The organism is Pseudomonadota bacterium, assembly GCA_030775045.1.
In the GTDB taxonomy this organism is placed as follows: domain Bacteria; phylum Pseudomonadota; class Alphaproteobacteria; order JALYJY01; family JALYJY01; genus JALYJY01.
The window spans coordinates 14,021-27,368 of sequence record JALYJY010000012.1 but is presented as its reverse complement, the minus strand read 5'-3'; the positions used below and the strand labels follow the sequence as shown (position 1 = coordinate 27,368).

Annotated in this window: 10 protein-coding genes; 4 read left to right on the top strand and 6 right to left on the bottom strand. The window is 61.2% G+C overall.

Features of this window, described 5'->3' with window-relative positions:
* Positions 1 to 816, top strand: an 816-nt coding sequence (locus tag M3O22_02115; protein ID MDP9195554.1) for a hypothetical protein, incomplete at its 5' end; no start/stop codon positions are given.
* A gap of 232 nt (positions 817 to 1,048) precedes the next feature.
* Here the strand turns inward: M3O22_02115 and M3O22_02110 are convergent.
* Complete coding sequence (locus M3O22_02110; GenBank protein ID MDP9195553.1) at positions 1,049 to 6,193, bottom strand: alpha-2-macroglobulin family protein; 5,145 nt, start codon at positions 6,191 to 6,193, stop codon at positions 1,049 to 1,051.
* Positions 6,194 to 6,430: 237 nt separating this feature from the next.
* On the bottom strand, positions 6,431 to 7,282 hold the full coding sequence (locus M3O22_02105; GenBank protein ID MDP9195552.1) for a universal stress protein: 852 nt from the start codon (positions 7,280 to 7,282) through the stop codon (positions 6,431 to 6,433).
* A gap of 114 nt (positions 7,283 to 7,396) precedes the next feature.
* Between M3O22_02105 and M3O22_02100 the strand changes: the two genes are divergently transcribed.
* Together M3O22_02100 and M3O22_02095 are read left to right on the top strand one after the other, a co-directional pair.
* A complete protein-coding gene (locus tag M3O22_02100; GenBank protein MDP9195551.1) occupies positions 7,397 to 7,861 on the top strand; it encodes a host attachment protein in 465 nt (154 codons plus the stop codon).
* 31 nt (positions 7,862 to 7,892) lie between these two features.
* Complete coding sequence (locus tag M3O22_02095; GenBank protein MDP9195550.1) at positions 7,893 to 8,867, top strand: Hsp33 family molecular chaperone HslO; 975 nt, start codon at positions 7,893 to 7,895, stop codon at positions 8,865 to 8,867.
* Here the strand turns inward: M3O22_02095 and M3O22_02090 are convergent.
* Positions 8,828 to 9,715, bottom strand: coding sequence for an EamA family transporter (locus tag M3O22_02090; GenBank protein ID MDP9195549.1), 888 nt, complete (start codon positions 9,713 to 9,715; stop codon positions 8,828 to 8,830). The two genes, M3O22_02095 and M3O22_02090, sit on opposite strands and share 40 nt — an antisense overlap.
* 171 nt (positions 9,716 to 9,886) lie before the next feature.
* A complete protein-coding gene (locus M3O22_02085) occupies positions 9,887 to 11,062 on the bottom strand; it encodes a hypothetical protein (protein ID MDP9195548.1) in 1,176 nt (391 codons plus the stop codon).
* 80 nt (positions 11,063 to 11,142) lie between these two features.
* Here M3O22_02085 and M3O22_02080 point away from each other — a divergent pair, with 80 nt between their 5' ends.
* Positions 11,143 to 12,138: a glycoside hydrolase family 18 protein gene (locus M3O22_02080; GenBank protein MDP9195547.1), complete on the top strand. Its 996-nt coding sequence runs from the start codon at positions 11,143 to 11,145 to the stop codon at positions 12,136 to 12,138.
* A 230-nt stretch (positions 12,139 to 12,368) separates the two neighbouring features.
* On the opposite strand, the gene M3O22_02075 is transcribed toward M3O22_02080, so the two are convergent.
* On the bottom strand, positions 12,369 to 12,659 hold the full coding sequence (locus M3O22_02075) for a hypothetical protein (GenBank protein MDP9195546.1): 291 nt from the start codon (positions 12,657 to 12,659) through the stop codon (positions 12,369 to 12,371).
* Positions 12,660 to 12,788: 129 nt separating this feature from the next.
* Positions 12,789 to 13,226, bottom strand: a complete 438-nt coding sequence (gene rplQ, locus M3O22_02070; protein MDP9195545.1) for a 50S ribosomal protein L17 — start codon at positions 13,224 to 13,226, stop codon at positions 12,789 to 12,791.
* Positions 13,227 to 13,348 lie beyond the last annotated feature (122 nt).

The window sequence follows — 13,348 nt, the reverse complement described above, 5'->3', positions numbered from 1 at the left end:
GCAGAAATCCGGCCTTTTTTCGAGGAAGCCGTGACATCCTGTGTGGCGCAGACCCTGCTGATGCGCCGGACAACGCCTGTTGAGGAATGCCTGCCCCATCTTGAAAAACCGGGTGTCCGCTATCTCAGGGAACGTCCCTCCATCCGCGAGTGTGTCGCAGAGGGCATAAAGAACGCCCGGGAAAAGCTGGAGCAGAAGAAAACAGAACTTGCCGGAATACGACAGGGTGTTTTTGACTGGCGGCCTGCAGCCAGTCTGTTGCTGGAAAAGATCCAGGGCATGCGGCGGATTGATGAGGAAACAGCCATGCAGATATGGGTTCTGTCCAGCAACCTGGAAAGTTTTTTCCTGAAAACAGGGATCAAGGCCCTGCCCGACCATCTTCAGGAACCGGCGACGGAAGCAACAAGGCTTTACCGGGATTTCCGGGAAGACATGGCGGAACGCCTGAAGGTGACAGACTCCCGGGGCCGGTCAGCCCTCCGGGTTGATGTCATTCAGGCGAGGGAGGACAAAGCCACCGCCATGATCAAGGGGCTCAACGGAAAGACGCCAGGGAAAAAGCCTGTCAATGAGCCGGAAATCGCGGGCCTGCTGGAGCTGTATTCTGAACAGGAAATCATTTCCTCGCGCGGACAGGACATGTCCGTAACATGGCAGGGTGCCTTTTTCAGGGTCTGCCAGCGTCTCGCCTTTCTGGACAGGAAACTCGGCGGGATTGTTGCCGACCCTTCAGGGCTGGAGATCATTGCCGGACTGCAGGACAGGATGGCCGGCAACCCCCGGGGCAACATACCTCCGGGAAATCGGCCCTGAAAAACACAAGGAACAGCCTTTTTTGTTATTAACCCTGCTTGTTATTGTCATCCCGACCGGAGCGCAGCGCAGTGGAGGGATCTCCTTTCTGAAAAGGGATCCCCGGCTTTCGCCGGGGCAGGCTCTTCGACTGCGCATCCTTTCAGGATGCTTCGCCCAGGATGACGTAAAACCAGGACAGGGGTAGTAAAAACCCTCACCCGGCCCTCCTCCCGCAGGGAGAGGGGGTTTTTCACCGCCCCGTGACCGTCAGCATGGACGCAGCGCCGGTGGCCTGGAGGTCGGGGCGGTACATGTCCTCGACCCGGATACCGGGCACGGCAAAGCGGCCCGGGGTTACGGCCCGGACCATATAGGCCAGGCGGAACCTACCCTGGCTGCCATCACCCGAATACCCCTGGTTCATGTCCAGCACGGCCAGATACCGGTCGTCCCGCAGCTCGCTGTGGCGCACAGGGGTCAGTGTACCCACCCATCCCAGGTCAGAGGTTTCTGATCCGCCAAACGTGGCGTTCTCCAGCTCGAACCCCGCCGGCAGGAAGTCGGCGACCATCACCTGGGCCTGGACATTGTCTTCCATCTGACCCTCGATCACGGCGACCAGAACATTATTCTGGGTCACCTTGTCCAGGGACACAGGATTGCCGAAGCGGTCCCTGAATTCCCGGCTGATGATGAACCCTTTGGCCACCGGCGGCTGGGGCTTTTTTGGAACCCCGCTGGTGCTGACCACCCCGAACAGGGGCGCAGACCCCGTATTGCTGACAGATGCAACAACCTGGCGCTGGTTCCAGGTGTATGTCTGCAGGATATTGAGGGGCTCATTCCCCACCTTTCCGCCCTCATCCATTCCCCCCTGACGCAGCAGGGCTGTGCCGGCGCGGATGATCCAGGCCCGTTCCTGGGTGGACAGGTATTCCTCGCCCAGGACACGGCGGGACAGAAGATCCGCGCGCTTCAGGACAGTCTCCTGGTCCATGACTCCGCTGGATGCCATCAGCTGCATCACAGCCGCATCGTTGCGCAGGGCGCCGCCATAGATGTAGTAGTTGTAGCCCATGGTGCCGTCCTGCAGGGTATCCAGCTTCCTGAACGCGGCCTGGGCCTCCTTGCGGTCACCCACCAGGGCCAGCGCAGCAGCCGTCAGCGCCCGTCCCAGATTGTCGGGCATCTTCCCGAACTGGTCCTTGTGGAACCGGCGGACCTGGGTGGCGTCGGCCTGCCCGACCCGGGCCAGGACATAGTGGGCATAGGCCTGGACCAGCAGGTCCGTACGCTGTCCCGTAGTCTCCTGCACAATGCTGCGCAGGCGGGAGACGCCGCGCTCGATGACAGCGGCCGGAATATCGATCCCCTCACGCCGCGCATCCAGCAGGATGTCCATGACGTATGAATCCAGCCATGAACTGGAAGCGTCCGTTGAGGACCACATGCCAAAGCTTCCGTCTTCCTTCTGGAAGCCGATCAGCCGGTCCACACCTTTTTCGGCAAAAGCCCCCAGGGGCTCAGGTGTTTTTCCGGCAGCCCTGGCGATGATGCCCTTTTCCAGCTCGGCCACCAGGCGGCTGGAGGTCTGCTCGACGCAGCCATAGGAATATTCTTTCAGCCAGGCGATATGACCCGGCAGATCCAGTGGCGGCAGGGTACTGGCGCTGACGGTCATCTTCACCGTCGTGGGCCAGTATGCCTCCATGGACGCCGCATCCGGCGTCATGGTTTCGCCCGGGGCGATCTGGACCAGTTTGCGTTCTGTTTCAAAGGCCGAGGCTGGTCGAACCGTCAGATTATATTTGCGGGTGATGTCCGGCCCTGACGGGCCTTTCACACTGACCGTGATGGTTCCGTCGCCGACGGACGTCCCTTCCACCTGGAACACCCGCTGTTCCGATGCACCCGGCTTCAGCTGGATCCGCGGGTTCGCCTTTTCGATCCTCAGCGGTCCTGTGGTTTTCAGGTCCAGCTGGTACATCCCTTCCGGTCCGTCCAGGTTCTGCAGTGACAGGACCGGATGGCCCGTGTCGCCCGGCGCCAGGAAGCGGGGCAGGCCCATCTCGGCCACCACCGGGCGGCGTACGGTCATGTCCCTGTCTGCATGACCCATGCGGTCTTCCGTCCAGGCCACAGCCATCAGACGCACACGCCCGTTGAACTCGGGCACTGTCACAGGCACCGTAACTGTGCCATCAGCCGCCACGGGAACAATGCCGCTGAACAGGGCCACAATCTTGATGGTCTTCTTTGGCGGATTGCGGGTCTGGGCGCTTTCCGGCGCTCCGTCACCGCCCGTGCGGACCTGGCCAAAGGGGATGTTGCCTGTATCAATGATACGGCCATACACATCCCACAGCATCATGGGGAACCGCCGCTGGCCGAAATAGTATTCCAGCGGATCAGGCGACCGGAAATTTGTCAGCTGCAGCACAGCCTCGTCCACCGCCGCCAGGGTCACATACGCCTGTTTTCCAGCCGCTGCACTGCCCAGGGACAGCTTCACAGGCACAGGAATGCCGGGCTCTGTCCTTTCCGGCGCTTCCAGGATCAGGTCCAGGCTGTGGGCCGACCGGTCCGCCGGGATCCACACGGCCCCGATGGCGCGCTGCGGGATATGCTTTTTGCGGGCATCCACAGGACTGATGGCATTGACCATCACATAGGCCCCGGTCAGAGCCTCCTCCGGCAGGGGCACCTGGATTTCATTTCCCTTTTCCGTGACCGGAACACTGTCCGTCCACAGGATGTCCTCGTTGGCCACCGTCACCCAGGCCACACCGTCAAAGGGCGCACGGACCATGACCCGGGCCTTCTCGCCCGGCTTCACGACGCTGTCCGCAAGTTTCAGCTCTACCATGTCGGGGGTGACATCCCCCTCCTCGCTTTCGTCGCTGCCCCAGTACGGATCAATACGCAGGCTGGTCCGGGCGCCGGTGGCGGGATCCTCCACCTCCAGCCGGTATGTGGACCAGGACAGGCCGGGAACGGAAATCCCCGCAGGCTGGCCGCCCCCCACATCCACAGCGCCCTCGTCCACAACGCGGATGTCGCTGTACGCCGTATGGTAACCCCAGCGGCCGTTCCCCCTGTCCTGCCAGTAGTACTCCCGGTTTTCCTCGACCAGGCGCCAGCGCACGCCGGGCACAGCAACAGGCTTTCCTTCCGGATCCAGGGCCACAACGTCGAAGCGGCCTGAGTCAATCCCGCCCGAAGCCCTTACCCCCAGCCACAGGGGCTTTGTCCGCACCGGCATCACCAGAGCCCTGTCCACAGGACGCCCGCCAATGTCAAACAGGGTTGTCTGGATCCGCGCCTCCAGCGGGCGGGATGTATCGGGCACATTTCCGGCCAGGTTCAGGGCGACCTGCGCCGCGCCATCATCATCCAGCACAAAGGACACCGGATCCTGCTGGACCGGGTCCGGCATTGCATCATCAGCCAGACCAAAGGTGTACGCCTCGTATCCTTTCGCCGGCGCTTCCGCCGGGCGGACAATCACGGCCATCTCGCCGGACACACCGGATGCTGGCGCGCCGTACAGATAGTCGCCCTTGACCACAATCGCTGTTTCCGCATCCGCGGGCAGCAGTGTGGTTGCCGGCGTCATCGTGAATTCGATGCGGGGCGGGACAAAATCCTCGACCAGCACGGCCACATCCCCCAGCGACGGACTCTTGTCGTACGCATGGAGGCTGAACGTCCACTGGCCCAGTGGCGCATTGTCCTGCAGGGCAATATCCAGCGTTCCCGTTCCCAGGGCGGTCAGGTCGAACTTGCGCAGGGGCAGCTCGACCCCGTCACTGCGGCGGATTTTCAGGAACATGGGCTGGTCCGCCACGGCCTTCATGCCGGCGTCCCGCACAAGGGCGGTCAGGTGGATTGACTCCCCGGGCCGGTACGCGCCCCGGTCCGTGTATAGATACGCATCGGGATTGCCTGCAGCCAGGCGGCCCTGGACAGACCGGTCGCTGAGATCCAGAGGGGATCCGAACAGGTCCATCAGCAGGAAATCCCCCTCCGGACCGTATCCGTACAGCGCCCGCGGGGCATCGTTGCCGGTGCCAGCCAGGTATCCGCCCTCGATCCGGGCGACGCCCGTTTTGTCACTGGTGGCTGTCGCCAACTCGTCCCCGTCGCGGCTCATCAGCCGCCAGCGGATATTCGCCTGGGGCCTTGCGGAAGCGATGGAGCGGGACAGGATGGTCATCCCCCCATCCCCCATGAACACGGTGGCGCCGATGTCCGACACCACAAACCACTGGCTGCGCGGTTCCACATCTCCGCGGTACGTTTCCCAGTATTCATCCCGGTCCGGATCGCGGTCCGCATAATCCGCCACAGCCATGTACAGGCCGGGCTTCAGCTTTCCGACAGTCCTGGACAGGGGGATCAGCTTGCGGACAGTCTCGTTCTTCCGGCCCGCCATGTCGATGGACCCGGTCCAGACCTTTTCGCCGATGGACGCCACATACCATCCCAGATCGTCATAGGTAACCGTCTGGCCCATGCGATCCCGGTAAGACCCCACACTGTCGCCCGGGCGGATGGTATCGCTCCACAACCGCTTGCGCAGGACCGCCGGAATGATCTTTTCGTCGCTGATGCGCAGGGCCGTCAGGCGAACCCTGTCCGCATTGACGGCTTCCAGTGGCAAACCCTGGGCTCCTTCCCGCGGCAGGATGGATCCTCTTTGCGGAAAGACAATCCGCTTCTCGCGGTCCGGAACGGTAGTGGAAAATGTCTTGTCCTCAGGCAATGCAGCCAGAAGGCCCGGCAGACCGGCTTTCAGGACGATTTTGTACTCTGCTCCCCGCGTCAGGCCGTCGATACACAGTCTGTTTCCCGCGGCGCTGACGCCCGCCCTGACCGCCGGCGCCACAGTCACATAGCCGTCCAGCGGAACGGTTTTAGACGCCTGCAGGGGCTGGCTGAACGGAATGCAGACCTGGGCCTGGGGACGGCCGGGATCCGCTGCAGGCTCAGCCGTGGCAACCAGAGTGGCCGAGGCCGGCATGGCCTTGCGCAGCGCAGCGATCCGCGCCTCGATCTGCTGGCCCAGGCATGTCACAGCGGCAGAGCGCTTTTTCGCATCAGAAGGGGCTGTTTCCGTAATGTCGCAGGCTTTTTCCAGACCCTGTTCCCAAGAGCGCTGGTCCTTCAGAAGGTCGGCCAGCGGCTCTCCGTCCAGGTTCAGCTTTCCCGATTCAGCCACCATCTGGGCCAACACAGCCTGGTTGCCACGCAGGCCTGAATCGCTGCACAGCACCTTCTCCACAGCATTTGCGGGATCCTCACACAGGGTGCTGTCGGCCTTCGCCGGAAAAATCACAGCCATCCAGACAAGAACAAGGGCAGCGGCAAGGCCGGCAGGAAAGCGAAATGTCATGGACTGTCACCGGGAAATACTGGATGCGGAACCGAAGGACAGCATAATGACCGTGTTATCGCAGGGCAACGGCTTTTCGGGTGATGATGTTTGTCAAACCCCTCCCCGTTTTTGTCATCCTGAGCGAAGCGTCCTGAAAGGATGCGCAGTCGAAGGATCTCTTTTTGAGGGAGATCCCTCCACTGTGCTGTGCTCCGGTCGGGATGACAATCTTTCTTTTCTGCAAATTTTTCGCTTTCAATGCGCCATAAAAACTGGCGTTGTCATCCCCTGCAGGATCGCACGGGTCACGCCGCCCAGGATCCACTGGCGCAGGCGGGAATGGCCCCAGGCGCCCATGACCACCAGGTCGTATTTTCCTTCCCTGGCCTTGCGCAACATGACCTGTTCAGGAAATTCCGCGGTATCCTTTTCGTGGACCGTCTCCACCTCCAGGCCATGGCGGGCCAGGTGCAGGGCAATGTCAGCCCCGGGCAGGTCCCCGTATCCCGGCTTCCCGCCGCCGCCCACGGTCAGGACGGTGATCTTTTCCGCCTTTTCCAGAAGGGGCAGGGCATCATTCAGGGCGCGCGCGGACTCCCGCCCGGCGTCCCACGCCACAAGGACCCGGCGGGGCATGGCTGTCATCATGACTCCTTCCGGTACCACCAGGGCAGGACGGCCTGACCTGAAGACCACCGCCTCGATCAGGGGGACCGTCGCCCGCACCCTGTCCGGAGCGTGTCCTATCACGGCCAGATCTGCGTAACGGGCGTGCAGCGCGATGGTATCGGGAATGACATCCACCCCCACGACAAGCCTGCGGACATCAAAACGCACGCCGGATTTCTGTGCTGCCACTGTGGCGGCTTCTGCCAGCGCGGTGGCGGCATCCTCTGCTTCCTTGCGGGTTTTTTCCACCGCATCGACCAGCAGGAAGCTGGCATCAGCGGAACCGGCCGTGGCCAGAACGGAGGAGGACAGATCCGCAGCCACGGCGGCAACGGTCACATGGCCATCCCCTGCCCCTGCCAGCGTCAGGCCGGCAGACAGGGCCTCCATGGCCGGGGAACCCGCCGTGTAGCAGACCAGAATATCTTTCAGGATCATGGTCCCTCCTTCCCGACAAATAACACCTGAACAAACCATTGGGTCCCGACGTTGTTATCAGGAGACCGGAACTCCATATAAACAGGGTAACTTTCCGGCAGGGAGGGTGCAACCATGAATATACAGAAAACGCCTTCAACCCTGTACGTTGTGGCGGATGGCGGCCACGCCCGCTTTCTGCTGCGGCCGGATGCCCACAGCCATCTGAAGCCGGTTGGTGCAATGGAGGCAGTCCATTTGCATGACCCTTCCCGGAATCTGGGGCGGGACAGGCCGGGACGGACGCAGGAAAGCGCCACAATGGCCCGCCATGCCATAGAGCCCCGGACTGATCCGCATGAGGCGGAAAAAAAGGGTTTCCACACCCTGGTGGGAGAAACGATCGAACAGTCCTGGCGGCGGGGCGAGTTTGACCGGCTGGTCATTGTTGCCCAGGCGCCGGCCCTGCAGGGAATCCGCGATGCCCTCGACAAATCCCTGCAGAAGGTGATCGCGGAAGAGATCCGCAAGGATCTGACCGGAAAACCCGTCCACGAACTTGAATCTGTCCTGCCCCGGGTTCTGCGCTATAAAACCTGATATTTTCTCTCTGCTATGGACCTGAAATACCATGACCGGCTTTTCCCTGTTCCAGTCCGATACCCTGCTTCCCTTCCAGCTGGAAAGTTCCGGTCTGCGGGGCCGTATGGTGCGCCTCGGCCCCTGCCTGAACACCATCCTGGAAAAGCACGATTATCCGGACCCTGTGGCCCGCCTTCTGGCCGAGGCCCTGACCCTGGCTGTCCTTCTGGCCGGCATGCTGAAGTACGAAGGGATTTTCACCCTGCAGATCAAGGGCGATGGCCCCGTCTCCATGGTTGTGGCCGATGTGACCAGCAAGGGGGCCCTGCGCGGCTATGCCAGATTTGATCCGGACCATATAACCGGAATCCGGGAACGGGCACCCGCTGTCCCCCATCTTCTGGGCAAGGGATATCTGGCCTTTACCGTGGACCAGGGGGAAAACACCGACCGTTATCAGGGCATTGTAGACCTGACGGGAGAGACCCTGACCGACTGCGTCCAGCATTACTTCCGCCAGTCTGAACAGCTGGCCACCGGGATTGTGCTGGGAGTGCGGCATACGCCTGCAGAAGAACTGGGAACCGAAGGCGGCCCCCGGCTGGCCTGGTCCAGCGGTGGCGTGATGCTCCAGCGCATGCCGGAAGATGGGGGTCACACCCGGGAATGGAAACCCAACGACGTGGAGGATGACTGGCGCCGCGCCATGGTCCTGATGGCCACCTGCACCACGGACGAGCTGACCAGCGAGACCCTGCAGGTCACGGACCTGCTGTACCGCCTGTTCAACGAGGACGGGGTCCTGATCCACACACCCCAAGGGCTGGAGCACGTGTGCCGTTGTTCGCGCCAGAAGGCCGCGTCCATCCTGCGCTCGATCCCGGCGGAAGAAACACCCCACATGCTGGTGGAAGGAACCGTCAGGGTCACCTGCGAGTTCTGCAACGCCTCATACGCCTTTGACGAGGTCCAGCTGCGGACCCTTCATGAAGAGGACGGGGAAGACCGGTCCGGCACAGCCTGACGCTTTTGTGGTAATATGACCAGCGCCACTCCGGCCACCATGAGCAGACCTCCAATAAGGACCTGCAGGCCCAGGCTTTCCCCCAGGACCAGGCAGGCAATCAGCACGGCGAACAAGGGCTCGGTCAGGGACAGGGCTGCCAGGATCCCCACAGGGTAACGCTTCATCAGGAACAGCCACAGCAGATAGGCCACCAGCGTGTTGAACACTGCCGAATGGAACAGGCTGTAGTACGTGGTCCAGGACAGTCCGGAAAAGCCTGCGGGCCACTGGCTTCCCTCAAACACGAGGGACATGACAATCATCTGGGGAAAAGCCAGGACGGCCCACCAGCCCAGGGACTGCAGGCCGTCCATGTGGGACAGCTTCTTGATCTGGATCATCCCCACAGCCCAGCTGATTGCGGACAGGAACACGAACATCAGGTCTGTCGCTGTGCCCGACAGTCCCGGCGTACCCACAATGATCACCGTGGCGGCCATACCCAGGACAATGCCCGCCACCTTGCGCCAGGTCACGGATTCCTTCAGGAAAAAGTACGCCAGGATCGCGCAGACAATGGCCTGGACGCTGGAAATCAGCCCGCCGGTGGAGGCATCCACGGTCCGCATCCCCAGGTACAGGAAGCTGAAGAAAAGATTGCCGATGGTGACGGAAACACCCATCAGACCCCACAGGTCTTTCCCGGGATTTTTCAGGACCGGCAGCAGCAGGATGGCGATGGACAGCTGCCGCAAGGCTCCGAACAGCAGGGGCGGAAGCTCCTGGATCCCCAGCTTGCCGATGGTATAGCTGCTGCCCCACAGGGCCATGACAACCAGGGCAAGAAGGATATGGGGGATTTTCATGGACCGGTCCTGGATAAAGCCGTCTGCAGTCTGGCATGGCGTTGGTAAAAGGGAAACTGTTCTGTTTGTCCCCCACCGCCATCCCGGCGAAAGCCGGGATCCATTCTCTGGTCAGAAAATAACAATAGACCCCGGCCTGCGCCGGGGTGACCTGAAAAAGGAAGCGCGTCCTCACGGAACCTTTTTCCGGACTGCTTCCATAACCTTCACATTCCCGGAATGGCTGGATCTTTCAAGAATTTTCATGATGCGCAGCTGCTCTGGCACAAGGCCCCGGTCCGACCGGGCGAGGTGCTGGTACACCCGGTCAAACCCGGGCTCCAGGAGGATCCCTGACTGTGTCAGCTGGTCCAGTATATCTGCTGCTTCACCTATCACTACCCGGCTGATGCGGCCTGTCCGGCCTTCGCACAGGCACATCAGCTTCAGGGCCAGCAGGAGGACATCCGCCTGGTCTGTCCTGTTTTTTGTGCGCGCCATGTCCACAATACGGTTGAAGAATTTCCCTACCTGGTGCGGATCCACTCCGGACAGATAATCCGGGGCCGGACCCGCACGGGAAGGGGAAAGCGGCTTTCCCGACGCCTCTTTCAGAATTTCAAGGCATTCCACCATTCTGTGAATATGCACACCAGTGGCCTGCGCTATTCCTGCTTCCAGCATCAGGGCCGCCCGGGCCGGCGTCAGGTTCGCCACGATGATTTTTGTGACGGTCTGCCTTTCGCCTGCATGGAGCTTATGATGGACTGTCATATGCTTGGCCATATCCGCCAGGCCCTCCTGGTCTTCCCGTTCAAAGACATCATCCATCCACCGTCGCAGACCTGTCGCCAGAGAGGGCCACAGGATATTTCCTGCGGCGGGACATCCGGCATATCCGGCAATGGTTTTCAGCTTTTCAATATCACCGGCACAGTAACAGGTCATTTTCCAGAAAGACGTCCCGGTGGCCTGCAGGTACAATTGTATTGTCTCTGGCACAACATGTGGGAAATGACTTTCCGGATCCGTCAGGGAATTCATGATGGCGCACCAGTCCTGAAAGGCGGCTTTCTGGTATCCGACAGTATTCCTGTCCTGCAGCAGAATTTTTGAGACAATGTTTTTGCAGGCGGCCAGAGCGCCGGAAATTCGCGCAGTGTAAACAGTGGGGTCCGTGAGTCTGGACAGGGTCGCCATGACCAGCGAGAACCGGCTGCGGGGCAGGGTACCCTCCCGGATGCCGTGCTTGACGTCATAGGCGACGACCCGGCATTTTTTGTATTCCCTGACAAAAAACCCGTGGAAATCCCACCAAGTCGACCGCGGATCGCTGGCCAGCGTCAGAAATTCGTTCAGGACTGACATTGTGGAGTTCCTGCTGGAAAGACAACCCCACAATAATCTGCCCTTTACCAGGAAAAGATTAACGGCGTAAAAGGACCTCCATGACAAAGCGTCTGCTGAAAATCCTTTCTGTCCTTATTGTTTTGGCCATCGCAGCCCTGATCTGGACCTGGTGGACCTTTACCCGGCCGCCTGTGCCGGTACGGTCACAGGGACCCAATGCGGTGTGGCTGGCCCACCGCTGGGCAGGGGACCGCATCCCTCCGGCAGAATACCTGTCCCTGGCACAACAGCTTCAGGGCCTGTACATCACGGACGCGTATTTTCATGTAGGTCCCATGGACGCCACCGGCCATATCCCGGAGGAACGCCGCCGGTTCGCCCGGACGCTGGTCTATTTCATGAAAAAGGCCGCGCCGGACCTGCGCCTCCACGCCTGGATCGGCCAGGTGGAAAAGCGCGGCGGAGGCCCCTTTGATCTGGCTGATCCCGTTGCACGGCAGGGCGCTGTTGACACCGCCCGGCTGTTCCTGGATCTGGGATTCGACGGCATCCACTACAACATCGAGCCGATCTCATCAGGCGATACGGGCTGGCTGGACCTGCTGGAGGAAACCGCTGCCATCACCCGCCCGCGCGGGAAACTGCTGTCCATTTCCGGAGACGAAATCGAGATTTTTCCGGGCGCGGATTTTATCGCCCGGATGCTGGCCCCCCGGGGACGGCTGTGGAGCCGCGATTACTACCGTCAGGTGGCGCAGCACTGTGACCAGATCGCCGTCATGACCTATGACACGGCCATGCCTTCTCCGTGGCTCTACAGGGCCCTGATGGCCTGGCAGACCCGCCTGCTGCAGGACACGATCGATCCCCGCGTGACCCTGTTCATCGGCATTCCTACGTACGAGGACCACACTTGGGCCTTTGATCCATTTGTGGAAAACATGTATTCGGGTCTTGCCGGTATACTGTGGACTCTCAACGGACAGATTCCGGCCCGCCTGGGAACAGCCATCTATGCCCACTGGACCACGGACAAAACCGAGTGGGAGATGTTTCGCCTGCTGTGGCTGGGGGGGGGTTCTGAAGCCAGATGACAGAAGCCTGAAGCCGGAACCATCCTGAAATCAGCCCGTTATCGTCATCCCGACCGGAGCCCCGGATCGGGGTCCGGGGTAAGCTCCGCGGAGTTGAGGAATCCCGTGGCGATCCCTCAACTGCGCATCACTGCGTGACGCTTCGCCCGGAATGACAAACAAGAGTGCCAGGCTCCCGGCAAAGGATTTTCTGCAGCTGTATCAAGTGTGGCCCGGGCACCAGACCTTGGCTATCTTGCTGCCGGATCCGCCGGTTTCGGAGCCGGAGTAATGCTTCTGGCGCAGCTGTCCATGCACTGCTGCAGCTGGCGGTCGCAGGTGGAAGTCATCCCCTCCGGCCGCTCGTTCCTCAGGTCATCACGAACACCGCTGTCATCGGTGCACACGTCGTTGCCCCGGTCACACAGCTGTTTACAGGCCCCCATGGATCCACCCGGACCGGCCGAGGTCGGCTCTTTCCTGTAAAGGCTGCAGCCGGCCAGAAGAGCCGCCACAAGCACCAGGGTCATATACTGTTTCATGAGAGACACTCCCCGTCCTGAACCGGCCGGAACCGGATTGATCTGCCTGCAACCTATCATGTTATCCCTGTAACAGAAAGGGGCAGCATGACCAGCTGCCCCCTCTGTATAGCCTGCGACCGATACCGTTTATGCAGCAGCTTCAGCAGCCTGTGTTTCTGCAGATTCGGCTTCTGCGACCGGGCCACTGTCCTTGCCTTTGGCAGTGACGTCACGGTCCACGAACTCAACCATGGCCATAGCCGCCACGTCACCATAGCGGAACCCGGCCTTCAGGATGCGCAGATAGCCGCCGGGACGGCCCTTGTACCGCTCGGCCAGTACCTTGAACAGCTTGTTCACCATGTCCGCATCACGCAACATGGCGTGGGCGCGGCGCCAGTTGGCCAGACCGCCCTTCTTGCCCAGCGTGACCAGACGCTCGACGACCGGACGCAGTTCCTTGGCCTTGGGCAGGGTGGTGGTGATCTGCTCGTGCTTGATCAGCGCCGCAGCCATGTTGGAGAACATGGCCTGACGATGGCTGGTTGACTTGTTGAGTTTCCTGATACCGACGCCATGACGCATGGCCCTGTCTCCTCTTTATCCTGGCCCCCGCGGGGAACCGATCGTCGTTTCTGTCCCCGCCAGCACTTCAAACGCTGTACGGGACAGCCGGGTCACCATAACCCTTGCGGAATACGATCCCT